The sequence below is a fragment of the Wenyingzhuangia marina genome, from assembly GCF_900130035.1.
Lineage (GTDB): Bacteria > Bacteroidota > Bacteroidia > Flavobacteriales > Flavobacteriaceae > Wenyingzhuangia > Wenyingzhuangia marina.
This window is the reverse complement of sequence record NZ_FQXQ01000003.1, coordinates 416,916-443,742: the sequence shown is the minus strand read 5'-3', so window position 1 is coordinate 443,742 and position 26,827 is coordinate 416,916. Positions and strand designations below refer to the sequence as shown.

General features: G+C 29.9%; 23 protein-coding genes. 8 read left to right on the top strand and 15 right to left on the bottom strand.

The features are described 5' to 3' along the window. Nucleotides 1-2 precede the first annotated feature (2 nt). Both BUB70_RS08835 and BUB70_RS08830 read left to right on the top strand, forming a co-directional pair. Nucleotides 3-674, top strand: coding sequence for a lipid-binding protein (locus BUB70_RS08835; RefSeq protein ID WP_073120657.1), 672 nt, complete (start codon nt 3-5; stop codon nt 672-674). A 564-nt stretch (nt 675-1,238) separates the two neighbouring features. Then, nucleotides 1,239-1,775 (top strand): hypothetical protein, encoded by a 537-nt coding sequence (locus tag BUB70_RS08830; RefSeq protein WP_143155275.1) that lies wholly within the window; start codon nt 1,239-1,241, stop codon nt 1,773-1,775. Nucleotides 1,776-1,896: 121 nt separating this feature from the next. Here BUB70_RS08830 and BUB70_RS08825 read toward each other — a convergent pair whose 3' ends face one another. The 14 genes from BUB70_RS08825 to ccoS all read right to left on the bottom strand — a co-directional run bounded on the left by BUB70_RS08825 (nt 1,897) and on the right by ccoS (nt 19,576). Beyond that, a complete protein-coding gene (locus BUB70_RS08825; protein ID WP_073120653.1) occupies nt 1,897-2,538 on the bottom strand; it encodes a M48 family metalloprotease in 642 nt (213 codons plus the stop codon). A gap of 77 nt (nt 2,539-2,615) precedes the next feature. Continuing rightward, nucleotides 2,616-3,647 carry a hypothetical protein gene (locus BUB70_RS08820; RefSeq protein WP_143155274.1) on the bottom strand — a complete coding sequence of 344 codons (1,032 nt, stop codon included), beginning with the start codon at nt 3,645-3,647 and terminating at the stop codon, nt 2,616-2,618. Between the two features lie 87 nt (nt 3,648-3,734). Further along, complete coding sequence (locus tag BUB70_RS08815; protein WP_073120649.1) at nt 3,735-5,051, bottom strand: RagB/SusD family nutrient uptake outer membrane protein; 1,317 nt, start codon at nt 5,049-5,051, stop codon at nt 3,735-3,737. A gap of 11 nt (nt 5,052-5,062) precedes the next feature. After that, nucleotides 5,063-8,353 (bottom strand): SusC/RagA family TonB-linked outer membrane protein, encoded by a 3,291-nt coding sequence (locus BUB70_RS08810; RefSeq protein WP_073120647.1) that lies wholly within the window; start codon nt 8,351-8,353, stop codon nt 5,063-5,065. 3 nt (nt 8,354-8,356) lie between these two features. Next, a complete protein-coding gene (locus tag BUB70_RS08805; protein WP_370456750.1) occupies nt 8,357-10,852 on the bottom strand; it encodes a zinc-dependent metalloprotease in 2,496 nt (831 codons plus the stop codon). A gap of 150 nt (nt 10,853-11,002) precedes the next feature. After that, nucleotides 11,003-12,646, bottom strand: coding sequence for a histidine kinase (locus tag BUB70_RS08800; RefSeq protein WP_084730233.1), 1,644 nt, complete (start codon nt 12,644-12,646; stop codon nt 11,003-11,005). Nucleotide 12,647: 1 nt separating this feature from the next. Next, entirely contained in the window at nt 12,648-13,436 is a 789-nt protein-coding gene (locus BUB70_RS08795; protein WP_229742970.1) for a LytR/AlgR family response regulator transcription factor, read from the bottom strand. 122 nt (nt 13,437-13,558) lie between these two features. Further along, complete coding sequence (locus tag BUB70_RS08790) at nt 13,559-14,260, bottom strand: sulfite exporter TauE/SafE family protein (protein WP_073120640.1); 702 nt, start codon at nt 14,258-14,260, stop codon at nt 13,559-13,561. Continuing rightward, the gene (locus BUB70_RS08785) at nt 14,257-14,712 is read right to left on the bottom strand and encodes a FixH family protein (RefSeq protein ID WP_073120638.1); all 456 of its coding nucleotides are present in this window, start codon (nt 14,710-14,712) and stop codon (nt 14,257-14,259) included. Before BUB70_RS08785 ends, BUB70_RS08790 begins: the two co-directional genes overlap by 4 nt. Before the next feature lie 17 nt (nt 14,713-14,729). Beyond that, nucleotides 14,730-16,151 (bottom strand): cytochrome c oxidase accessory protein CcoG, encoded by a 1,422-nt coding sequence (gene ccoG / locus BUB70_RS08780; RefSeq protein ID WP_073120635.1) that lies wholly within the window; start codon nt 16,149-16,151, stop codon nt 14,730-14,732. A 12-nt stretch (nt 16,152-16,163) separates the two neighbouring features. Beyond that, the gene (locus tag BUB70_RS08775; protein ID WP_073120633.1) at nt 16,164-17,030 is read right to left on the bottom strand and encodes a cbb3-type cytochrome c oxidase N-terminal domain-containing protein; all 867 of its coding nucleotides are present in this window, start codon (nt 17,028-17,030) and stop codon (nt 16,164-16,166) included. A 14-nt stretch (nt 17,031-17,044) separates the two neighbouring features. Next, nucleotides 17,045-17,209, bottom strand: coding sequence for a cytochrome C oxidase subunit IV (locus tag BUB70_RS08770; RefSeq protein ID WP_073120631.1), 165 nt, complete (start codon nt 17,207-17,209; stop codon nt 17,045-17,047). Between the two features lies 1 nt (nt 17,210). Continuing rightward, nucleotides 17,211-19,382 carry a cytochrome-c oxidase, cbb3-type subunit I gene (gene ccoN, locus BUB70_RS08765; RefSeq protein WP_073120628.1) on the bottom strand — a complete coding sequence of 724 codons (2,172 nt, stop codon included), beginning with the start codon at nt 19,380-19,382 and terminating at the stop codon, nt 17,211-17,213. A gap of 35 nt (nt 19,383-19,417) precedes the next feature. Then, the gene (gene ccoS, locus BUB70_RS08760; protein WP_073120934.1) at nt 19,418-19,576 is read right to left on the bottom strand and encodes a cbb3-type cytochrome oxidase assembly protein CcoS; all 159 of its coding nucleotides are present in this window, start codon (nt 19,574-19,576) and stop codon (nt 19,418-19,420) included. A gap of 182 nt (nt 19,577-19,758) precedes the next feature. Here ccoS and BUB70_RS08755 point away from each other — a divergent pair, with 182 nt between their 5' ends. Next, the gene (locus BUB70_RS08755; RefSeq protein ID WP_073120627.1) at nt 19,759-20,361 is read left to right on the top strand and encodes an MCP four helix bundle domain-containing protein; all 603 of its coding nucleotides are present in this window, start codon (nt 19,759-19,761) and stop codon (nt 20,359-20,361) included. A gap of 54 nt (nt 20,362-20,415) precedes the next feature. On the opposite strand, the gene BUB70_RS08750 is transcribed toward BUB70_RS08755, so the two are convergent. Next, nucleotides 20,416-22,773, bottom strand: coding sequence for a heavy metal translocating P-type ATPase (locus BUB70_RS08750; protein WP_073120625.1), 2,358 nt, complete (start codon nt 22,771-22,773; stop codon nt 20,416-20,418). Nucleotides 22,774-22,859: 86 nt separating this feature from the next. On the opposite strand from BUB70_RS08750, the gene BUB70_RS08745 reads away from it, so the two are divergent. The 5 genes from BUB70_RS08745 to BUB70_RS08725 all read left to right on the top strand — a co-directional run bounded on the left by BUB70_RS08745 (nt 22,860) and on the right by BUB70_RS08725 (nt 26,809). Then, entirely contained in the window at nt 22,860-23,573 is a 714-nt protein-coding gene (locus BUB70_RS08745; protein ID WP_229742971.1) for a Crp/Fnr family transcriptional regulator, read from the top strand. Between the two features lie 266 nt (nt 23,574-23,839). Further along, nucleotides 23,840-24,832, top strand: coding sequence for an SMODS domain-containing nucleotidyltransferase (locus tag BUB70_RS08740; protein WP_073120622.1), 993 nt, complete (start codon nt 23,840-23,842; stop codon nt 24,830-24,832). Continuing rightward, nucleotides 24,825-25,601: a hypothetical protein gene (locus tag BUB70_RS08735; protein WP_073120620.1), complete on the top strand. Its 777-nt coding sequence runs from the start codon at nt 24,825-24,827 to the stop codon at nt 25,599-25,601. The genes BUB70_RS08740 and BUB70_RS08735 overlap by 8 nt, the downstream gene beginning before the upstream one ends. Before the next feature lie 220 nt (nt 25,602-25,821). Further along, the gene (locus tag BUB70_RS08730) at nt 25,822-26,283 is read left to right on the top strand and encodes a phage tail protein (protein ID WP_073120617.1); all 462 of its coding nucleotides are present in this window, start codon (nt 25,822-25,824) and stop codon (nt 26,281-26,283) included. 4 nt (nt 26,284-26,287) lie between these two features. Continuing rightward, complete coding sequence (locus tag BUB70_RS08725) at nt 26,288-26,809, top strand: DUF4440 domain-containing protein (RefSeq protein ID WP_159431424.1); 522 nt, start codon at nt 26,288-26,290, stop codon at nt 26,807-26,809. Nucleotides 26,810-26,827: the final 18 nt, after the last annotated feature.

The following is a 26,827-nucleotide window of genomic DNA, read 5'->3' as shown; positions in this document are numbered from 1 at the left end:
ATATGAAAAAAAGTATAAGATATATATCGCTATTAATCATTGCATTTACAATGAATTCATGTAATGAAGATGTTGAAGTTTGGGACAGTGAAACTTTAGATTATTCCGGAAGCTTCTTTTGGGAATTGTATGATGAGGATATGACAGCTAAATATGTTGGATATGATCATGATGTTCAATTATGGATTTACAACACTGCTGAAAACGTACCTAATAAAGTATGGATTGAAGATACAGATCATGTATTTCCTTTAAAAAGTAAATTCTCTTTTACTGGAACTTCTGAGTCTTTTATGAGCGATGAAACAGAGTTCGATAATTTAGACAATGATATCATCGCAATTGAAACACCAACAACTAAACCTGCTGGATTAAATGAAGAGGTAACCGAAGATAGATATTACATCAGAAATTTAGTACTAGATGGTAAAATATTACCAAATGCAGGAACAACAGTTAGTGGAAATCCTGTAGATAGTATTTACATTAAAATAAAACTATTAAGTGGTACAGTTAAGTTTACTAGCTACGAAGTTCCTGAAGCACTAAGAGCAGATCCTGAAAAAGCAGAATATGACTGGATTTACGACAGTGCTACCTATGATAACACACTGGATGAAATCTATGTAATTTCTGGTCACCGAAAAACCGGTTTTGCAGAAGATGATCACTAAAAAATGATTAAGTAAGTTTATATTTAAAACGTCCACTTTCAATAGTAGAAAGTGGACGTTTTTTATGGCTTGTTATTTGTTGAGAAATCCATTTAGGAAAAGAAAATAATATAATTGTAGCAAACTCAACCATTGGATTTGAATTGTCTCACATTATAAACATTAATTTATATAAAAATATAATGAGAAATCAAATATTTACATTATCGAGAGATCAGTTTTTGCTAGAATCAGCTAAATTTGAAGCTGAAGGTGCTATATTATCAAACATTATTATAAATGAACAATCTAAAATTTTAAATGATTGAGAGAAAGCATATATTGACTCCGTTTCCTTAGATAATGATTACTCAGATAAATTTTTAAAGGAAATTAAATCTTTATTAAGACAAGATAATTACGCGAACCAACTTGCTAGTGGCTGGGTTACTAGCAGTAGTAAAAAATATGTTGAAAAGAATATTACGACTTATGGCAAAATCGTATTGTTTATGAAAGAAAAGAGCATAAACTTTCAGACGATAAAATAAAAGAATTATATAATTGTAATAAATAGAAATAGTTATGAAAAAATATATGCTAATATTACTTTGTGTAATGCAAATGAATGCCAAAGATATAAATAGTTTAATGACTAATTTCGATAACAAATACGCATTAGAACACACAGAGTTGTATTCTAAACAAACAATAGAAGAGAATTACTTCTTGCCTGTCCCTATATTTCATCGAAATATTAAAATAATAAATGTGAGTTCTAGTTGGCTAGAATCAATAACTACACTTTTAAAACTAAATCCTGAAGCTATTTATCCTTATTTCAATACTACTGATAAAAACTTAGCTGCTTATATTATTTTAGCTCATGTTTTTGATTATCAAATGCCAGATATTTCATCTCACAAAGAAAGTTTATACATAAATAATCTTAAAAGAGATGTATTTGATGAATCAATAGTAAACAAATATAAGCTAAGACATAACTTACCTAATAATATTGATGACGTATCCTCTTATATGCTAAACATTATATGGTCAGATGTGTCAGATGAAGCTAATAATAGAATTAAAAATGCTGTTAATTTAAAAATGAGACATTAAAAATAGAATTGCTAAGATGCTAGAATATCCTCCAAAACCAATTAACTAGAATCATTAAAACACACAAAAGCCCGAAATTAAAATTTTCGGGCTTTTGTGTGTTTTAGAATACATGAGATTGTTAATCCATTTTCCAAATAGCTATAAACCTATTTTTAAATGCTTCTTCATCACCATTTTCTTTACTGTTTTGAATATATGTATTCATAGAAGCTATTCTATCTTTTCCTGAAGGATGCATACTATCAGCAGTGCCTAACAAATTTTGTAAGTATGGAAAATCTTCTGCTAATAAAATAAAACTTTCAGGTAATTTTGTTTTTATCAAATGTATGGCTATTAAATCTGCAAAATATTCTGCTTTTTTATAATCATTGGTCATATTTCCACTTGAAATATCTCCTATTAAGCCAAATAATATTGCTTGCTTAATAGTTACAATATGACCAACTTCGTGAGACAAGGCAAATAGTTGAATATTTTCTTTTGATAAATTTACCAAACCTTGACTAACGACTAAATATCCTTCTGCTGCACCTCCATCGATTCCTAAATCTTTTTTATCAATGGTAAATTCAGATGGAATTCCTGCTTCTTGATAATTTTTAAATATCGGTAGTACAGATTCATGATATAATTTAATTATTTTTTCTTCTTTTGTAAGAACAACATCCTCTTTTTGTTCATTGTTTTCATCAGTTGAATTACTTGAATGACAAGCAAACATTAGTCCTGTAAAAACCAACAATACATATTTTTTCATTTTTCGTAACAATTTTAAAAAACAAACACCCTTTTAGTAAAGAGTGTTTGCATAAATAAAACAAGGGTAGTATATAATTACTCTGCGTAGTAAGTATATGTTTTTTTAACAGTAGCTGCACCTTCAAAATAAGTGTATGATGCTCCTAGAGGGTAACTATCTGAATTATATACATAAGTAACTGTATCATCAGCTAAAGTTCCTGACACAGGATTGTTTGTGCTTACAGATTGGATACCTACATTAATTGCAGCATAAGCAGCTGGATACATTCCTTTAAAAGGATTGTTTTTATCATCATAACTAGCAGTGTAATCAGATCCAAATCTATTTTCTACTGTAACGTTTCCATCAACTAAGGTAAATAGCACTTCAGTAACTGAGTCTTCATCAGTATGATCTGTTCTTTTTTCTTTGGTTAAATCTCCTGCTTCATTATAACTATAATCATAAGTATAAGTTAAAACATCATCAACTTTATATACCGCTTTTATTATTTTATCATTTTCATAGGTATAAATGGTACTCTGTGTAGTAGATTTTTTCTCAATTACCTGATTATTATCGTTATAAACTAAGGTGTAAACAGTTGTTGTAATATCTCCCCAATCATCTTGTTTTTTGGTATATTCACTTACAAGATTAAAGTCATTATAAATATAAGTTGTTATAGAGTTTTCTCCATATAAATCTGCAATCTCATATGTTTTTAATTTTGTACCACTAGATGTAGTATCAACATTGCTAACATTTACTGTTACAGTATATTCTTTAGTAGTTGTTCCATCTTCTGCTGTTACTGTAAAAGTTGTCGGTTCACCATCTACAAAAGTAATTTCTTCTCCAGAAGCAGGAGAAATAGTGGCACCGTTTGAAAGTGTAATATTAGGCACTACTCCTATTAAGCTAGTTCCATAAGGCACAGCAACAGTAATATTAGTTCCTAAATCATAAACAATATCATCAGCACTTAAACCATCAATTGATAGGGTAAAATCTGTAATTGTTGCTAAGGTTGATGGTGGAATCACTTCATCATCACTTGAACACGAAATAGTAGTTATAGCAACAGCTATAAACATACTTAGCATAGAAAAAAATTTCTTCATAATTAAAATATTTAAAATGTTTTGTTTTTATCTTATTGTTTTTAATCGTAATCCGCAAGATAACAACGAATTACAACAGGTTAGTCTTTATAAATTAGGATTATTTATCCTCGCATCATTCGGAAATAGAATTGTATATCTTTCATCATTTTTTTGCAAAGTGTAGATAGTTCCATTGTATATTTTAGTAATTTCAGGCTGTGTGGTTCTTCTCAAGTCGTTCCATCTATGTCCTTCAATAGCAAACTCTCTTCTACGCTCCTCTAAAATCTCTTGCTTTAAATCGGCTAAATTTAGTGTGTTCACGGTTGTTTTGTAGTCATTCCAACCTGTAGCGGTATATCTATTTTTAGTAAATTCTATTAACTTTTCCTTGGCTAAAATTTCTTTATCTAAATTGGCCAAACATTCTACTATAGTTAAATACAAATCGGCAGTTCTAAGTGAAACTTTAAATTTATTTTCTGCACTTTTTTTAGATTGATAACTTCCATTTGGATTTTGATTAAAGTAAAGTGAGAAACGTAAATCTTCTGTTTGGTTATAAGCAGCAATTAAATCATCGGAAATAGTTGCTTTGTTTACCAAGTCAAAATTGGCAATTGTTTCTAAAGCCAAAATAGATTCAACTGAATTGTATTCTGATGGCATGATAGATGTATCAGAATTTAAATCCTGTAATTGATTATTAATAGCTAAAGCTTCATTGGCTGCATCAATCGATTTTTGCCATTCTTGTTGATACAAATACACTCTTGCCTTAAAAGCTTTTACTGCTAATATTGAAAATCTGTAATTATACCCTAAAGTTTGTTGGTTAATGTTAATTAAAGCTTCTGCTTTATTAAGGTCACTTAAGATTAATGTATAAACCTCTTCAATAGTTTTAACAGGATATTCCTTTTCTGAATCGTACTCAGTAGTTATGGGAACACCCGCATCATTAATTGCTGTTAATTTATTATAAGGCTTTGCATATAAATTAATCAGCTCAAAATATTGCATGGCTCTTAAGGCATGAGCTTCTCCAACCAATTGTTCTTTTTCTAGTAACTTACCTTCCATTGTACTTTGACTATTGATTACATGGTTGGTGTAAAAAATAGTATTGTATATACTCGCGTAAGGAAAATCTAATCTTAAAGGACCAGGGTTTAAATCATTCCAGATAAAAATATCTTCATACTGCTCTATTCCTGATGTATTTGCTTTTAAAGACAGTTCATCAGTTCTATAAGTAGTTAACAATTTATGACTTTTAGAAATTGAATATGCTGAGGTTAAAAAACTTCTATAATCTTCTACCGTTTTTGGAATTACCTGACCTATAGGCTCTACATCTAAGTAATTTTCACAAGAGATAAAACTTAGACTAAATACGATGATATATATAATATTTTTCATGAGTTCTTGGTTTAGAAAGAAATATTAAATCCAGCAGAAATAATTCTAGGAATAGGTTGAGCATATAAACTTCCATAAGTTTCTGGATCAAAAAAACCATCATGATCAGTTCCTAAAACAAATAAATTTCTTCCTTCTATATTAAAATTTAAACTTGATAGATGTAATTTTTCTAATTGTTTTTTAGGCAAAGCATAACTAAGTTTAACGCTACTTACACGGATGTAAGAAATGTCTTTTACCCATATATCTAAGTCATTATAGGTTTTCCCATCATCAAAAGAATTAAACCAATTGTACACCAAATCTGTATCAAAACCTGGAGAATTAAAACCTATTAAAGCAGGATAATTTCCTGTTCCAGCTTTTAAAATATCTGTATTATAATTTTTTCCTGGTTGTGCCTGTGTAAACATATAAGTTGGAGCACTTTTAACTGTTTGTTTGATGTTAAAATTGGTTAATACTCTTAAATCAAATTGTTTGTATTTAAAGCTATTTCTAAATCCTCCACTAAATTTTGGAGTACCATCACCTACATAAGAGTATAGATTTCTATGTTCTTGTCTGGTTAATTGAGTTCCATCTGTTCCTTCTTCTAAATTATAAAAATCTACCGCTGATACTTTTTTCCCATTTTTCCAAAACAAAGGCAAACCATTACTATCTAAACCAGCTGTTTTAATGGCAAAAATGGCATTTACGCTGTATCCTTTTAATGATGGTTTAAAGTCGTTTTCTCTAATTTCAATATCATTAACAATACTTTTATTATGAGAAATATTTAAACCACTTGTCCATTTAAAATTTGGTGTGTTGATATTTGTTGTATTAACAGACAATTCAAATCCTTTGTTAGTAACGGTAGCCCAGTTTGTATTGATAAAATTATAACCGCTTTCTAATGGTACTGCTCTTAAACCTATTAAGTCTGTACTTTTTCTAGTATAATAATCTCCAGTTATGTAAATTCTATTTTTTAACAATCCTAAATCTACCCCAACGTTTGATGATACTGTTTTTTCCCATCTTAAATTACCGTTAGGTGCGCTTAAAGCTCTAATTACTTCTTCATTAACTTCTGGTAAAATACTTGCAGTATCATAAGTTCCCAAAACAAAAGGTGATGTTGACTTATCTATATTTCCCTGAACACCATAGGAGGCTCTTAATTTTAAATCACTCACAGCATCCACATCAAACATAAAATCTTCATTGTATACGTTCCAAGATCCTGCAAAAGACCATATTGGTAAATATCTATATTTAGGATTTACTCCAAATAAGTTAGACCCATCATATCTTAAACTTGTAAATACTGTATATTTTTTATCGTAGGTATAAGATGCTGTACCAAAAAAAGAAGCATACGCATTTTCACTATATGTTTTACCGTAGGTATTAAACAAAGGATTTTTTAATGCTAGTTCGTTAGCTATAAGAATAGTTGTTAATGTATTAGGATTAAATCCAAAACCTTTGGTATGAATTTCAGTTCTTTTATTTCTTCTAAATTCAGTCCCTAACATAATATCTAGTTCATGAACCCTATTAAACTTAGTATTATAATTAGCCATCGTTTTCCAGTTATATTGAAAACCATCGGCATTCCAATTCTGAATAATTCCTCCTTTAGGCATAAAATAGTCATAACCATTAGAAGTGCTATACTGAGATTTCTGTTCGTATTTACGGGTATAAAAGCTTTGTTCATCACTAAATTTTTCAGTATTATCAAAATCTAATTGTAAACCAAGCTGTGTGGTAAAATAAATGTCTTTATTTAGTTTGTAATCAACATCAAATATGGATTTTAAAGAGTTTGATACCAACTCATAATTGGTATTTTGTCTTTCTTCTAAAATATTATAATTCAGATTTAAACCATCTCTTTCTAACAAATCAGGATCGTAAACAAAAGCTCCGTTTTCATCTTTAATTTTTAAATATGGATTGGCATTTCTAGAATAGTATGATGGATTGGTATAAGAATCTGCACCAGTAATATAAGAAGAAGTTCTGTTTTGACTACCAAATAATGCTATCCCTACATTTAGTTTGTTATTTATACTTATATTGTCTTTTAAGGTAATATTGTATCTTTTTTGACCAGTCCCCTTGGTACTTCCTTTTTCATCAAATATACCTGTAGAAAAATAGTAATTATTATTCTCACTTCCTCCTGAAATACCTACACTGTATTGTTGGTTTAATGCCATTTGATACAACTCGTCTCCCCAAGTGGTATTAGTGTTTTTTAAATTATTGATTTCATTTTGAGCATCTGTAGAAATACTAGAAAAACCATTATCTCTAAAATTATTATACTCGCCATAATTATTTAAAATTCTAGCGACATCTCCTCTATCTTGTTTATATTTTAAATCTGAACGACTAGCTAGTAACAATTCAAAATCTACTTTTTGAGAAGAATCCATTAAATTCAACTTGCTAAAATCTGGTTTTTGAGTGATAAAAACATTGGCATTGGCATTAACTCGCATAGATCCTTTTTTACCTTTTTTACTGGTAATCACAATAACTCCATTGGCAGCTCTTGCTCCGTAAATGGAAGTAGCAGATGCATCTTTTAGGACTGTAATACTTTCTATATCATCTGGATTTAAACCTGCAATTGGATACGACTGTAAATTATCTATATTGTCTTTATCTCTAAAATCTTTAGGAATTTCGTTTCCTTCTAAGGGAATTCCATCTAGCACCCATAAAGGGTCTGACGATCCATTTAACGTAGCTGTTCCTCTGATAGAAATTTTTGATGGTGCACCTGGAGCTCCATTGGTTGGTTGAACAAGTACTCCAGATATTTGACCTGCCAACATTTGATCAACATTAGCGACTCCTGCTTGATTGATGTCTGACATTTCTACTTTTGCGTAAGCAGAGGTCATTTTCCGTTTCTCAATTTTTTGATACCCAGTCAACACTACTTCTTCTAAAGCTTGTGAGCTTTGCTTTAATACAATGAATATATTTTTAGTTTTTGTTGAAATATCAACTTTTTCAGTTTCGTAACCTATATAAGAAATCAGGATAGATTTGATGTTGTCTGAGACTTTTAAAGTAAAATTTCCATCAAAATCTGTAGTAGTTCCTAACATAGAACTTTCTATAACTCCCTCTGTTTTTGTTTCATTTCCAATCATTGCAGAGGAAACATAAACAGAAGCACCAATTATTGGCATTTTTGTTTTATCCGTAACATTTCCGGTAATTACCTTTTGCTTTTGAGCAAGTAACAATGTTGGAATAAAAATTAATATGTATATTAATTTTTTCATGATTTAATTTTTCAAATTATATTCTATTCTAGCAATCAAGTCTCTATAATGTGCCTTTGTAGCTCTGTCTCCTTTATTTTGCTTTTTCTTTAAAAGCACCAACGCATTTTCTAAAGCAGCTCTTTTATTAGTTCCAATATCTGCTACTCTTGGCAAGTAAGAAAAGTGGATGTTTTTAAAGTTGTTAAAATTACCTGATAATTTTTTATCCTTGGTTTTTTCTAACAATTTGTTTCTATCAACTGTTAAAACATCTATATAGTTTTTTTGAGTAATACGGTCAAACATATCTAACGATTTCCCTCTCTTGGTTTTCTTAAAAATGGCATCAAACAACTCATCAAATAAATATTCTTCTGTAAAAGCATCTTCTCCATCTTTTACCAACACTTCATTTTCTGTAATCCTCATCAATCTATCTGTTTTTAACAGAGCATAAATAACGTTGGTTTGATAAATACGTAACATAGAAACTGGCGAGTAATAACGTTCTCCATCTGGAGCATCTCTTACAGCAAAAACTTTGTTTATAATTTCTGGAGTAAACAACCATTTTTGTGGTAAAATAGCATTGTTGATTAAATAATCTAATGCTTCTTTTTGCATTTTATTAGACACAGGATCAAAAGTGTTTTTTCCATCTCCATAAACAGTATTATTTACATAAACACCACCAATATTTGCCATTACATGATTGTTATATGTCTCCCATTGATCTATAACTGCTTTATATAATTTTGATGCTTTGTAATAATCTTGTCCTTCTTCTTCTGTCCAATCTAAAATATTAGGAATAATTCTTTTTAAATTTTTAAGACCATATTCGCTTGCCTTAACTGCATTATCTCCCAAATCTTCACTTTGAGATCTTGGATCTATCACATCACTTTGTTGAGGACCATAAAAATATAAAGGATCATTTTCATGTTTCCTAATCCAGTTATTTAATACTGAAATTTCTTCATGAGCAGATTTCTTTTGTATCCATCTATATCCCCAATTAATGGCATATTTATCATATACTCCAATTTTAGGTGTAATTTCTGTAACACTATCTTCTGGTTGTGCTACGTAATTAAAACGAGCATAATCCATAATAGATGGAGCGGTTCCACCCATAGTAGCCGTAAAAGTTTTTGATCTTAAAGAATCAACCGGATAACTAAATGATGCCCCCATATTGTGCTTTAACCCAAAAGTGTGACCTACTTCGTGAGAAGACACAAAACGTATGGCTTCTCCCATATGTTCATCCGAAAACTTATTAGCTCTAGCTTTAGGATCTATTGGTCCTGTTTGTACACGAATCCAAGAATGCAAGCCTTTCATTAAATTATGCCACCAAACAATATCAGACTCTAATATTTGTCCACTTCTAGGATCTACAATAGAAGGCCCCATAGCATTTTGTTTTTCTGATGCAGCATAAGTAATTACTGAATATCTAACATCATCTGCATCAAAATCTTTATCCTCTTCTGATGGAAATTTAACTTTTAACACGTTTTTAAATCCAGCAGCTTCAAAAGCAACATTCCAATCATACACTCCTTGTTCAATATATGGTCTCCATTGTTTTGGTGTAGCAGGATCTAAATAATAAACAATTTGTTCCTTAGGTTCTACTAATTCTCCTTGATTGTATTTTTCTATATCTTCTTCTTTAGGTTCTAATCTCCATCTGGTAATCATTTCTCTAGATTCAACTTCATGCTGAGCATCTGAGAAATAATCCATGGGTTTTGTAAAATATCCTATTCTTTTGTCTGAAAAACGAGGTTGCATTACATCAGTTGGTAATAAAACTATATTGGTTGTCACTCCAATAGACAATGGTAAGGCAGGACCATTCCCTTCACTTACAGAAGTTGTTAATAATGATTTTACTACAATATTTTTAGGAAATGATTTAATAGCTTCTAAAATAGACAAATTGGTTCTTACACTTCCTCCCAAACCTATATTGGTTAGTAAATCACTAAAACTTTTTTCTTTACCATTAAATATTTTATTAACCTTGATAAATACAGAAGTAGAATCTGTATTTTTTGCTTCTATTTTAAATTCTTCTATAATAGATTCTCCAAAATTATCTTTTACAGACAATGTAATAGCATCTCCTTTTGGAGACTGGACTCTTGGGTTGACAGTTTTAACCCAAACTTTACCTAAAATAGTGTCTTTATAAAACCTAACCAGTTTGGTTTCAAAAGTCATTCCTTTGTTTAAGCCATGACCGTTTAATGCATAAGGAACACTAGACACTTTATTTACAATTAATAAATCTCTTGAAAGTAAAGAATCTGGCACTTCAAAATAATAATCTTCTTTAAGATTATATACATTAAACAATCCTTTTTTAACGTTTCCTTCTTTTAAAAACTTTTGATAAGTAAGTTTTTTATCATCAACAGGTTTTACAGAATCTTTTTCAACCTTAGTATCCTTGTCTTTATCTTCTTTATTATCCTGAGAAAAACCAACAGTGCTGGTCATCATTAATATAAAAATGATTAAAACTTGATTTCTAAAATTACCTATTAAAGAGGAGATTTTCATAAATGATATTATTAAAACATCAAATTTGCATGAAATCAATTGTTTAGCAAAACCAAATAGAGTGAACTCATCAAAACAAGGAGTGAAATCTTATTTTAAAGTAATATATGGAAGTATACAGATGTATTTATCATCTATCACTGCCGTTTTAAAGGTGTTTATTTGATAAAATTTATAGGTATTCTCTAAATAACTCAATCCAATGTGATGACTATTTTTATCTTTCTTTTTTCTAGGAGTATAATTATTAATAACGGTAATGTTTTCTTTATTTACAATTACCTCTATAGTTAAAGGGTTTTCTTTGGTTATTTCGTTGTGCTTTACAGCATTTTCTACCAAAGTTTCTAAAGATAAAAACGGAATTTTTTCGTGTAAAATTATATCATCATAATTATTTACAATAGAAACTCTTAAACTATTATTAAATCTTATTTCTTGTAAAAAAACATATTGTTCTAAAAAGGTAATTTCTTTTTTTACCGAAATTAAATTCCCTTGTCTTTCTTCTAAAAGATACCTGTAAACCTCAGCTAATTTTAACACAAACTGCTGTGATAAATCTGGATTTAAATCAATTAAAACGTGTAATGAATTTAAGCTATTGAATAAAAAATGAGGATTCATTTTTTTCTTTAATTGATTTAATTGAAGTAAGGCGTTTTCTTTTTGATATTTTTCATTCGTATTTACCAAATGCTCTTTCTCCTCTACTACTTTTAAATTATCAAAATATTCTTTTTTTAATTGAAATCTAGATACTGCCAATATTAACATAAACGTAATAAAAGCTAAAAAGCTAATCCATGAAAAATAACGATGAAGGTCTTTTGAAATTTTATCTAAATGAATGTCTAAAGGAAAACTTACAATTACAATTAACGAATTTTCTCCAACCTTAACCGTATCAAAATATCGCAAAACCTCTAATCCTAAAAATTCAGAAGTTGCTTTTGTTTTTAGTGAATTTGTATTATCAAGTACATAATAGCCATTTATTTTAATGGAACTTTGTAAAACTTTATCTATAGAAATATTTTTAAAATACCTGGTTAATTTAGTTCCAATATAGTTAGGTTCTGGATGTAAAATACAAATACCATCTTTATTGGTTACTACTGTATAACCACCATCTCCTCTATACATTTCAGAAAAATATTCCCAAAAAGCCAATAAATCCACATCATAACCTACAACAAAAATAGTATTATCACTTCTTTTTTTTGTGTATATTTTTCTGTTAAATACTTTATTCTCTTTTTTAATAATAGTGTCTAATAAAAACTCCTCCTTGTAATTATTAGCAATATTTTTAATAGTATTATTAATGTCTATAATATACAGTGAGTCTTTTTTATTTGAGAAATTTATTTGGCTATTCCCCTCGTTTTTAAACCCCACAAAACTATTACTGATAACTTGATTTGACATTGCCAAATCTGAATTAAAAAGTAATCTATCATTTACCTGTTGAGTAGATAACTCTAAAGAGTTATTAATAATTCTTTTAAAACCTAGGATATAACTATTAAGTTGATTAAACTCAAACATTACAATATTCTCTTTAGACTTTAAATTTCCTTGAATATTATCTTCTACCAAATCTTTGGTAACAGAGGTTATTTTGGGATTGATTAAAGCACTTCCCATAAAGAACAATGCAATCAACAAAACACTTATATATAAGTATTGCTGATGTTTTTTAAATCTAAGGATAAACTTATTTGATTGCATATTAATTATTTAACCAATCTTTAAAAGTATTGATGTTTTTAGAACTAATTAAAATAAAATCATTTGTACTTGGTGAGGGCTGTAATTCTACTTTAAGTCTATTTTGACTATATTTTATGATGTTTTTTATAGCATTATGCCTAACAATATATTTTCTATTGATTTTAAAAAAATCCTTTTTTGATAATTTATGTTCTAAATTAGAAATGGTATCATCGTACAAGTAACTATCACCATTGGTAGTAAATAAAAAAAGTGTTTTATTTTCTGCCATAAAGTAAGCAATTTCATTACTAGTTATAGAAATTAACTTTTCTCCTCTTGTTACTAAAAATCTTTCTTGTTCTGTTTTTTGTTCACTTGAAGTATTCAATTTAGAAATTAAATCCTCTAACTGACTAAAATCATTTACAGCGTTTGAAGAGGATTTTACGTACTTTTCAATAGCATTATTTAGCTTAACCTTATCATAGGGCTTTAGTAAATAATCTATGGCAAAAAATTGAAAGGATTGTATCGCATACTGATCGAATGCTGTTGTAAAAATAATGGGTGTAGTAATTTTTAAAGTTTCAAATATTTCAAAACTTTCCCCATCCCCTAAATGAATATCACTAAAAATTAAATCACAAGTATTTTCTTTAAACCAAGCGATAGATTGAGCTACGCTTTCTAGTCTTTTTTTAATATTGATTTTATGTTCACTTTTTAACAACAACTTCTCTAAAGATTCTGCTGCTAAGTCTTCATCTTCTATAATAACAATATCCATCTTATTAATATTACTCATTGTTTTGATATACTTGCATATAAACATCAAAAATATACCACCAACAAAGTAAACTAAATCATGTTAATTAGAAAAGATTAATTAACAGATAAAATAATAGGAAAGAAGAAAACCTAAAAATTCTAATGACAACCTACAGGCATTAACTGTACTTGTAAACTCATACCTGTTGGAGACACAAAAGCAATTCCTAAGCCCAAACCTCTTAACACAAATAAAGCACCAACTACTAATAACATTACCGGGACAGCTTTTCTAAACACAGTTCTAAAACGTTGAGTACTTAATAACTTTGCTCCCATTAACAAAAACATTAATGGCAAAGTACCCAAACCAAAAACAAACATATAAAAACTACTATAAGCCACGTTCCCAATGGCAATGGCTCCTATTAAAGCAATGTAAACGGTTCCACAAGGCAACAATCCGTTTAGCATTCCTAAACTCATAAAATTAAGAACTGAGTTAGATTTTGCGATGTTTTGATAGGTATTTTTAATCAACCCTATAATTTTAGAAGATGATTTTTTTTCTATATAATTCAATATTTTTTTCTGAAACAACGCAATGGTTATCAACACAACTCCAGCAACAATAGAAAGTATTTGTTGTAAACCTGCCAATTCAAAAGCTTTACCAAACACTCCAAAAACAGCTCCTATACTTGCATAAGTAATTAACCTTCCAAAATGATATCCTAATATTTTTGACCATTTTTCTATGGCAGATCCCTTGTGAACAGGTAATGCAAAAGCAATAGGCCCACACATTCCTACACAGTGAAAACTACTTAATAAACCAAAAATAAAAGCAGAAAAAATCATTCGAAATATAATTCTTGTTTTTTGTAAAAAACTTTTGTCTTATCTTTTTTATAATGCCAAGTAACGGCAACATTCCATCTTCCTTTTACCAATTTATCATCTTTGTAAATAAACTCGTGTTCGTTGGAATTGATACTCTCTGTAAAATCTAACTTATCATTAGAAGGTCTATAAAATTGTATTTGTCCAACAATCATATCTTTCTCTGGATTAGGAATGATTATTTTTAACTGATTTGAAGCGTTTTCAAACAAAACTTTATCTATTAATTTATCCCTATTTTCAGCATTGTTAATCGTTTTTTGAAAAGCCAATTCATCTTCATAATAGTGACTAGACACTAAATCATATTCGTATTCTTTTTGTGTAAATGTTTTAATCACAAAAAACAAAATGAACACAATAAAACAACCAAATGCCAACACAATACTTGTACCCCAATTAATTTTCATTATTTATTTTTTTATGTTTACCATTTATTTTGAGGACTTAAAAAATTAGTAGAAGTTGTGGTAATTTCCTTCCCTCCTTTATAAACCCCAATCTTAATCTTCTCATTACTATCTTCTAATGCTCCCTCAGGAATTTCAATAAAAACAGTTCCTTCATAAATGCCTTGCTTTTTAAGTAACAAATGTGTGGTTCCAACTATTTGAATACTTCCTTTGTGGGATATCATTTTAAAAGATAAAGAATCTATATCTTGCGTAGTTTTATTTACCAATTTATAGGTATAAACATTACTTATAACTCTACCTTCTTTTACTTGATATAACTCCCCTGGTACTCTAAAAAAGTTTGCTTGTACATTACTTCTTACAGACAAAAGAGCTATTAACACCACCATTAGTACTCCTAAAATAATGGTATAGGCTTTTATTCTTAGTGTAAATTCAAAGGGTTTGTTTTTTTCTATATTTTCTTCGGAAGCATACCTAATCAATCCTTTAGGTTGATTTGTTTTTTCCATTATAAAATCACAAGCATCCATACAGGCAGTACAGTTTACACATTCTAACTGCGTTCCATTTCTGATATCAATTCCTGTTGGACAAACTTCTACACATTGATCACAATCTATACAAGCTCCCTTTCCTAACTCTTTTCTATTCTCATTCTTTTTAAATTTAGATCTTCCTTGGGTTCTTTCTCCTCTGATATAATCATAAGCAACAATAATAGATTTGTTATCTAATAAAACGCCTTGTAATCTTCCATAAGGACAAGCAATAATACATACTTGCTCTCTAAACCATGAAAAAACAAAATAAAAAACTCCAGTAAAAATCCAAATACTTATAAACCCTCCTACGTGTTCTGATACTGGAGAAGTGATGATTTTAATAAGCTGATCACTACTAATAATATAAGCTAAAAACACATTAGATATTACAAAAGAAATAAGTATGTAAATACTATGTTTTAAAACTCTCTTTCTTATTTTTTCAGCATTCCACTCTTGTTTAGCCAATCTTTTTTGGGCACCTTTATCACCATCTATCCAGTATTCTATTTTACGGAATACCATTTCTAAAAAAATGGTTTGTGGACAAATCCATCCACAAAAAACACGTCCATAAATAACCGTAAAAAGAATAATAAATACCACACCTATTAGCATGGAAATAACCAATAAATAAAAATCTTGTGGCCAAAAAGGAAACCCTAAAATATTAAACTTTCTATCTATTACATTAAACAGAAATAATTGGTTTCCATTTATTTTTATAAATGGTGAAGATAACAAGGTAGTTAGTAAAAAGACACTAACCCATGTCCTTAAGGAATAATATTTCCCTTTTGGTTTTTTTGGATAAATCCACGATCTCTTACCCTCATTATCAATCGTGGCAATAGAATCTCTAAAAACTTCCTTGTTATCTGTTTCCATTTTTTAATAAACTTATTCTTCTTTGTATAAATCTCCTTGTGGTTCTTTTGGTTCCGCTGGAGTTGTTCCTTTTAAACTTTTTACATAAGCCGCTAACATTTGGCGATCTTGAGAACTAAAACTGTTTTTCCAAGCAATCATTCCTTTTCCTGCTCTACCTCCTTCTGAAATAGTATTGTAAATATCTTCCATACTACCTCCTAAAATCCAGTAGTCATCAGTTAAGTTAGGTCCTATTTTACCTCCTCCATCAATAGCATGACAAACAGCACAATTACGTTTAAATAGTTTTTTACCTTGAGCATTATCTCCTTCTGCCAAAGCACTCATATCTACTTTTTCTTGAGTAGCTTCATAAGCTGCAATTTGTTTTTTGGCTAGTGCAACTTCTGCTAAATATTCTTGTTTTTGATCTTTTCCATCTAAAACTTCATAATAAACCATGTAACTAACAGCAAATACAATTGTCATATAAAATCCATAAATCCACCATGGTGGTAAATTATTATCTAACTCCCTAATTCCATCAAAATCATGATTTAAGATAATCTCACCTTCTTCCTCAATTGGTTTTGCAGCAGTCATACGTTTCATAATAGCACGCCAGTCTGACCAATCTATTTTTTTAGCCTCTTGTGCTTCCTTAAATGCTTTTTTCTCTTCTTCAGAAGATAAAGACAAATAAAGATTATTCATTTTAGTAACCACAAAACGGGCACTAAATATGGCTGCCATCAAAATTAAGTACAAGGTAATTTTTAAAGCTATTAAAGATGAATATCCATTTTCTGATGGCAACATCCATTCTAACAATAGGCCTACCAATACACTGATGATTACAAAGCCTACAATTTGTTTATTTTGTTTTTTAACACTCATAGTTCAGTCTTTTTTTATTCAAAAGGAAGATTACTCACTTTTTCTATATATTCTTTTTTCGCTTTAATTACCCAGAAAAACAAAAGGGCAAAAAAGACAAAGAAGATAGATAAAGAGATCATTGGGTAAATTTCTATTCCCTCAATGCTTGTCATATAATTTTTTACAAACTTTAACATCTTATTTTGTTTTTATATCAGTTCCTAATCTTTGTAAATAAGCAATCAAGGCTACAATTTCTCTTTGTTGAATTGGCACAAATGCTTCTCCTTTTGCTTTTGCTTCTGCTTGAGCTGCTTCATAACTATCTACAAAAGATGGATCTTGGGTTAAATTCTCTGCAATCACATCTGCTTGAGCTTTCATATTTTCCTCAGCATTCTTAATTTCTTCTGCAGAATATGGAACTCCTAAAGTTACCATTACTTCCATTTTTCCTTTAGTATTACTAGTATCTAAAGTATTCTTTAACAACCAAGAATAAGAAGGCATGATAGAACCTGGTGAAGTACTTTGTGGATCAATCATATGATTAAAGTGCCAGCTATCAGAGTATTTTTGTCCAACTCTATGCAAATCTGGTCCTGTACGTTTTGATCCCCATAAGAAAGGATGGTCGTACACAAATTCTCCAGCTTTAGAATATTCACCATAACGCTCTACTTCTGAACGGAAAGGACGAATCATTTGAGAGTGACAACCCACACAACCTTCTCGTATATATAAATCTCTACCTTCTAATTCTAAAGGAGTATAAGGCTTTACACTACTAATCGTTGGAATGTTAGACTCCACCATAATGGTTGGAATAATTTGAACAATCCCACCTATTAATATAGCAATTGTTGCAAAAATGGTTAATTGAACTGGTCTTCTTTCTAATTGTTGATGCCAAGATTCTCCTAATATTCTTCCTTTTTTCAATCTTTGTAAAGGAGCTGCTTCGCTTAAATCATCTTCTACTTCTGAACCTCTTTTAATAGTTGCAGAAATGTTAAACAACATAACTACCGCCCCAACAATATACATAGTTCCTCCTACTGCACGCATCCAATACATTGGAATAATTTGAGTAACTGTTTCTAAAAAGTTACCATAAACTAAAGTTCCATCAGGATTAAATTGTTTCCACATAGAAGCTTGCACAAACCCTGCAATATACATTGGGAAAGCATAAATAATAATTCCTAAAGTACCTAACCAAAAGTGAATATTTGCTAATTTAATAGACTGTAATTTGGTTTTAAACAATACTGGAACCAACCAATAGATCATCCCAAAAGTTAAAAATCCATTCCAAGCTAATGCTCCAACATGTACATGGGCTATAATCCAATCTGAAAAGTGTGCAATGGCATTTACATTTTTTAAAGACAACATAGGTCCTTCAAAGGTTGCCATACCGTATCCTGTAATAGCTACAACCATAAACTTTAAAACAGGATCAACTCTCACTTTATCCCAAGCTCCTCTTAAGGTTAACAATCCGTTGATCATTCCTCCCCAAGATGGAGCAATTAACATTACAGAAAATGCAACCCCTAAATTTTGTGCCCAATCTGGCAAAGCTGTATATAATAAGTGGTGAGGTCCAGCCCAAATGTAGATAAATATTAATGACCAAAAGTGCACAATAGACAATCGGTACGAATACACAGGTCTGTTAGCTGCTTTAGGCACAAAATAGTACATCAACCCTAAAAATGGTGTGGTTAAGAAAAAAGCCACTGCATTGTGTCCATACCACCATTGTACTAAGGCATCTTGTACCCCTGCGTACACTGAATAACTCTTTAAGAAAGAAACTGGCAATGCCAAACTGTTAAAAATATGTAGAACTGCTACAGTAACAAACGTTCCTAAATAAAACCAAATAGCAACATATAAATGACGTTCTCTTCTTTTTAAGATAGTTCCAATCATGTTGATACCAAATACCACCCAAATAAGAGCTATGGCAATATCAATTGGCCACTCTAGTTCTGCATATTCTTTACTTGAAGTAATACCCAATGGTAAAGTAATGGCTGCTGCTACAATAATTGCTTGCCATCCCCAAAAATTAATTTTACTAAGTAAATCACTAAACATTCTAGCCTTTAAAAGTCTTTGCAATGAATAATAAACACCTGCAAACATTGCATTTCCAATGAAGGCAAAAATAACTGCATTGGTATGTAAAGGTCTTAATCTACCAAAACTTAGCCATGAAACTCCTTTGGTGATGTTTGGAAACACAAACATTAATGCCAACAGTAAACCTACTGACATTCCTATGAGTCCCCAAAACATAGTTGCGTAAATAAATTTCTTTACGACTTTGTTGTCATAATAAAATTGTTCTTTTTCCATAAAATAGTAATTCGATTAATTGTTTTGGTTTTTATTTATTCTTCTTTATTCTTTACATTATCATTAAAAAGCATTCTAATAGCTGGTGTTTCATCATCTTCAAACTGACCATTTCTAACAGCTAAAAAGAATACTGCCAAGAAAACCACAGCTACGCAAAGACTCACGATAATTAAAATGTAAATAACACTCATGTTTACTTTTATTTGTAACAAAAGTATTGGCATCATAGATGGCAAAAAATGATTATTATCATGGTTTAGATAATTTTATAATGAGAACTGAATTTGTGAGTAAAATAAAGGCTTATTCATTTTTAATAAATAAAAATTTACATATATTGAAAGTTAATTTCTGTACTATAAATTAAAGAGACATGATTAATATTCCTAAAATTAAAAAAGTAGCAAGCATCTTATTAATTTTCCTTATTGTACTAAGTACCAACATAGTGGACAATAAAAACTTTAATAGACTTAAAAAATCAGTAACCACTATTTATAAAGATAGAATTGTTGCTAGTGATTTATTATTTGAATCATTATTATTAATTCATGAAAAAGAAATGGCATTGGTCTCTTCAGATTCTATTTTTTATCAAAAAAGAAATGAACAAACCAATCAGCAAATAAAAAACTACATAGAAACTTATGAGCAAACAAAACTAACTCTTAAAGAACAAACACTTTTTAACAACTTTAAGAACGAATTTAATCATCTAAATAAACTAGAAGAACGTTATGTTGATTCTAACAGAGATAATAAAGCTGAATTATTAAAAAGCATTGATAACATTACTCACACCTTACAAAGTTTATCAAAAATTCAACTTGACGAAGGTAAACAGCAAATGTTTATGAGTAATAAAGCAATAAAAGCTATTGATTTATTTACACAAGTAGAAATTATATTCTTAATTATGATGGCTATTATTATACAGGTAATTATTTTTTACGATCCTAAAAAAAGTAAAAAATAAAAACCGGTTTGGTAAACATTTATAACAAATATTAACTTATAGCTATCCTCTATTTTATTTGATGTTTTTAGCTAAAAGATTTGTTACTACAGTTACAAACACCACAATAGTAATAGAACTTAGAGGCATTAAAATAGCTGCAATTAAAGGAGTTAAAGCTCCTGATGTTGCAAAATACAAACCTATAACATTGTATAAAATAGAGAGTAAAAAACTAACTTTTACAACGTTTAAACTTGCCTTACAAAATTTAAAATAAGCTGGTATGATATTTATTTTACTAGCATCAATAATAGCATCGCTAGCAGGAGAAAAAACATTTACATCTTCTGCTACCGCTATTCCTACTTCTGATTGTAATAAAGCTCCAGCATCATTTAAACCATCTCCAACCATCATTACGGATTGATTTTTTTGCTGACACGCTTTTACTTGCTCTAACTTATCTTGTGGTGATTGATTGAAATAAAACTGAGTTGTACTAGGCAGCTGATTTTCTAAATAGTTTTTTGAAGCATCATTATCTCCCGATAAAACATTGATTTGATGATGTTTTGACAATTCCTTTAAAGTATTAAAAACATCTTCCCTGTATTGATTACCAAACTTAAAATAACCTTTTAAATAACCATCAATACTTACATATACCCTACTTTCGGTTTCTATTTCATTTTTAGAAATCCCTATAAAGTTGGCAGAACCTACTTTAACCATTTTTTGATTAAAAATTCCTCTAATTCCATTTCCTTCAACTTCATTAAAATCAAGAACTTCTAGTAAGTTTGCTTTAATTTTTTTAAATAAAGTTCTACTTAAAGGATGATTAGAATTTCTAACCAATGATTTAACCATAGACAATTCTTCATCTGACATAACCTCTCCTTCATAAGTAAACTCTTGCTTATTTCTAGTGGTTAAAGTTCCTGTTTTGTCAAAAAAAATGGTTTGAACATGAGCAATCTTTTCTATAACAGTACTGTCTTTTAAATAAAACCCTTTTTTTCCTAAAATACGCAGTACATTCCCAAATGCAAAAGGAGCTGATAAAGCCAAAGCACAAGGACAAGCCACTATTAAAATAGAAGTCACCACATTCACAATTTGACTTTTATCAACCTGAAACCAATAAACAGCAGAAACCAGCGTAATTAATAATAATCCCCAAGTAAAATATTGACTAACGGCATCGGTAAGATTGGTTAATTTTGAAGGTTTTTCATAAGAATTCTGACTCCATAATTTAGTCAAATAACTTTGATCTACAGTTTTTGTTACTTTAAGGCTAATAGATTCTCCTTGTTGTTTTCCACCTGCAAAAACCTTATCTCCTATTTGCTTTTCAATTAAATTGGCTTCTCCAGTTACAAAACTATAATCTAACGTTGGATGCCCACTCACCACTACTCCATCGGTAGGAATAACTTCTTCATTTCTGATAACAATAACATCGTTTATTTGAATTTCATTAACAGGAACAACCACTTCTTTTCCTTTAACCAAAGTAGAAATAGCTATGGGGAAATAAGATTTAAAATCTCTTTCGAACGATAAAAAATCATAGGTTTTTTGTTGAAACAATTTTCCTAATAACAAAAAGAAAATCAAACCTGTTAAGCTATCAAAATAACCTTGTCCAGTTCCTGAAAAAAATTCGTAACTACTTCTTAAAAACAAGACCAATACCCCAATACTAATAGGAACATCGATATTTAAAATTCTTTTTCTTAGACCTTTATAAGCAGAAATAAAATAATCGTTAGCAGCATAAAAAACCACTGGTAAAGAAAATAAAAACATCAACAACACAAATAAAGGTTGGTAATGAGCCAACCAAACATCTGGTTTTCCAAAATAATCTGGAAAAGATAAAAACATACTATTACCAAAAGCAAATCCTGCAATGGCTAGTTTATAAGTACTGCTTTTACTTTTGTTTTTAGTTTTTTCTCCATCCTCTAAACTGATATAAGGATCGTAACCAATCATGGCTAGTAATTCTACCAATTGTTGTAAAGTAATCTTATTATTATAGGTTACTTGTACTGTTTTTTTAGAAAAATGAACTCTTGAATTTACAATTCCATCATTTAACTTCTGTAAGTGTTCTAACACCCAAACACATGAGCTACAATGTATTTTAGGAATGTAAAGAGTTACAATTTCAATTCCATCTTCCTGAAAATCTAACAACTTACTTACAACCGTAGCATTATTTAAAAAAGCATATTTTCCTTTAATTCCATCAGGCGTTAACCCAGGATTTTTTTCAAAATCATAATATGCAGTTAAATCATTATCCTTAAATATTTCATATACAGTTTTACAACCATGGCAACAGAAAATTTTCTCATCAAATACAACAATATCTTGATCAGCCACATCTCCACAATGATAACAGGATTTTTCTTCCATTTTAAACGTAAATATTTATAAAATGTAAAATTGATGATATAAGAAATCTTATACAATGACTAATATCATACAAACTTTCCGTATTTTTGAAAAGAACAAAAAAATCTTTTACTGTGGGTAGATGTGAACAATGTTTAATTAAACAATTTAACAACTTAAATGCTTTAAGTAAGGAAGAATTATCACGAATTTCTGACTCTAAAGATGTACATATCTTTAAAAAAGGAGAAGTTATTTTTGATGAAGGTAAATTTTCTTCTGGTGTATACTGTATTAAAGATGGGGTTTGTAAACTCTCTCAATTAAATGCAAATGGAAAAGAACAAATTGTAAAATTTAGTAAAAAAGGAGATTTAATTGGCTACCACTCTGCCATTACTCATGAACCTAGTACCATTAAGGTTACCGCTTTAAATGATGTAGCTGCTTGTTACATTCCGCAAGACTTAATTAAGAAACCTTTAGAAGAAAACCCAAAGTTTGCTGGGGCCATGTTTAAAACCGTTTGTAGCGATTTAAAAGAAGCTAACAACGCAATAACCAATATTTCTACCAATACGGTACACCAACGTATGGCTGATTTGATTTTGTTTTTAAAGGAAACTTATGGTGTAGACAATAACAACACTATTAATATTCAGCTAAGTAGAAAAGAGATTGCAAGTTCTGTGGGAACGGCAACAGAATCGGCTATTAGAATATTATCTGGATTTAAAAAAGATGGTTTGATAGATTTAGATGGAAAAGCCATTGTAATTCTAGATGAAGAGGAATTAAAACACCTTGCAGAAGGTATTTAAATAATAAACATAGAGACAACTATATTTAAGAGTTATCAATTATTTTGATAGCTCTTTTTTTATTTAGTGACTTTATAAAAATACTATAAATATTGTTATTTGTTAAGAACTTTTAAGTTTTGTGCAAAAGTATTTCTGTAACTCACTGATTTTTATAGCTAACTTTATAAAAAAGATTGACTTCTCGAAAAAGCCAATTCCTAAAGAAAGTTTGGTTATTTGGGGTTGGCAGAGATTTTTGAAAAACTAACACACATAAGAACAATATGGCAAAAAGTGTAAATCAAGCATTCGAAGAATTTAATAAAGATGTGGTAAACCTTATCAAGGATAACACTGACAATGCAAGAAGCAGTCGAGATTGGTTAATTACACAATTATTGGCTTTTCCTGAAAATGTTGAAGACTTCCCAAATGACTACCCCGAAAAGCATATAAAATTTGGTTCATTCGCTAGAAACACCAAAATAAAACCCCTTGACGACATTGACCTTATGTACTGTATTGGAGCAGGAAATGCTTATTATCAAATTGACACTTATGACAATAAAAAATATTACATTCATACAGAGAACGCAATTGACAGCTTAAAGAAACTTTCAAATGACGATTATACTCTTAATTCAATAAAAGTAGTTAATAAGTTAGTAAAAGCGTTAGAAACCGTTCCTCAATATTCAAACGCAGACATCAAAAGAAATCAAGAAGCGACTGTACTCAATTTGGTTTCATATACTTGGAGTTATGACATTGTACCTTGCTTCTACACAGTAAATAACTTTTATCTTATTCCAGACGGAAGTGGAAATTGGAAGGCTTCAAATCCAACCACAGACCAAGACAATATTAAAAATACAAATCAGAATTACGGCGGGAAAGTATATCAACTAGTAAGGACTTTAAAATATTGGAATGCAAATTTTACAAGTCCTAAAATTGGCTCATACTTATTTGAAGTCCTTGTTTTGAACTTCGTTAAATCAACGGGGAGTCAGAATGATTTTAATGACATTAATATCAAAAACTTTTTTTACTATTTGTATTCTAACATTCGTTATGATGTTCAAGACCCAAAAGGAATACAAGGCAATATAAACAATCTCACTAGCGAACAAAAGGATAGAATTTCAAGCAAAGCCAAGTCTTGTTATGACACTGCTAATATTGCTCTTGATTTTGAAATTGAAAAAAAGAATCAAGAAAAGGCTATTGAAAATTGGCAAATAATTTTTGGAGATAAATATCCTTCCTATGAATGAATACTACAACCCATTAAGAGAATCATTTAATCTTGCAAAGAAAATTGATTCTATAGCATTCAAAATTCTGATTTTGTCAGCAGGCTTAACTCTACTCAATTTTATATTTAGTAAATATATTGATAACCTCAAAGAGTGGGCGGAAATTCTAAGCAATGTAAACACTGTTGTAATTGTTTTATTTACTCTTCTAAAGTTTGTAGTTAATTACATAATTTTCCATACTTCGTTTGACAAACGCTCAGACTTTGTAGATAATTCATTTGGCACAAACTATTCTTCAAATAAATCAAACAAATATTATAATAATGATACTATTGAAAATGGTATTTTAAGAATGGGAGCTAACAGTTTTGAGAGTTGTTATTTCACCTATAATTTGGCAATTAAGTGTCTAAAGGAGAAATGGATAATAAATCTAATTGTTGCAGTAATAATTTTAACTCTTGCTGTTCAAGGTTATAATACTGTGTTAACTATGGTTCTACAACTGACTTTGCCAATTTACCTAATTTCAGATGCTGTTAACCATTCCGTTTTTTGTCTAAGAGTAAAAAATATTCTCGACAGCTTTTGCCGACTTTATAATGATTTGAAAGAAGAAGAGATTACTTCTAAAAAAGAGCCTGAAATTATCCTGACAGTTTTAAATTACGAAACAACACTTTCGACATTTAACTTATTGATTAGTGAATCACTGTATAAAAAATTCAACCCATACTTATCAGAGCAATGGGAGAAATTGAAAGAACAGTACACCCTAAAATAACCTCTGCTAACACGGTATATATCAAATAGGGCGTTAAGTGATTTAATAAAATTAGTGCTATTTACAAACTCCACCAAATCGTTGATTTGGCTTTTAAAATGAATAAGATAAAAACAAAATACAACGCTTTGGCTCAGTGCAAATCCGAAAGTTTTTCGCTTTCTACTATTCTACTTGCCATATACTAACCATAGACAACAAATAACACTAAAAAAATATTATGGCAGACGACGGAAGTAAAGAAGGATCAAATTGGCCTATGCCTAAGTTTAGGTTTAAAGTAGACCTTGGTATTGAACTTAAAAAAATTTCCTTTCAAGAAGTATCAGGAATGGACGTTGAAAGTCAAATAATTGAATATCGAAAAAGTAACAGCAAGCTTTTTTCTACCATTAAAACACCAGGAATAGTAAAAAACGGAAATGTTGTGATGAAAAGAGGCGTGTTTTTAAACAACAATGCTTTTTGGGATTTTCATTCACAAATAGCCATGAATACCATCGAACGCCGAACAATTATTATTCAATTGCTAAATGAGAACAATGAGGTAACCATACAATGGCAATTAAACAATGCCTGGCCAACAAAAATAACAAGTACCAATCTTGAGTCTGATGAGAATGAGGTGGCTGTAGATATCTTAGAAATAGCACATGAAGAATTAATAATTACAAATGGATAACAACATGAAAAAAAATCTTTTTCTTACCGCAATCATCATCATTGTAAGTATTGGAACAACCAAAGCAAATTCTTTTAACAACAATATTTACCAAGAAATTCAAAAAGATTCTGCAAGATTGTCAGAACTTGATAAATTCTGGACAGAACTATCTCGCACCGTTCGAGAAGGTGATTTTGAGGGTTACCAAGCTGCTTACCATCCTGATGCTGTTCTTGTTATTAAACAAAATAAGTCAATATCAATTACAGAAGCGCTAGACAACTGGAAACAAGGGTTTATTGACACCAAGTTGGGAAAGAAAAATGATAAGGTAGAATTTCGTTTATCAAAAAGAATTGGGAGTAAAACTACTGCGTTTGAAACAGGAATTTTCTATTTTACCTCAACAGATAGCCACGGTAACCCTACTGAAGATTATATACATTTTGAAATGCTGCTTGTAAAACGTAATGACAAGTGGTATGCGTTAATGGAAAATCAAAAATCTGAAGCTACCAAAGAAGAATGGAAAGCATTAGAATAGTTTTCTTACATACCTAAT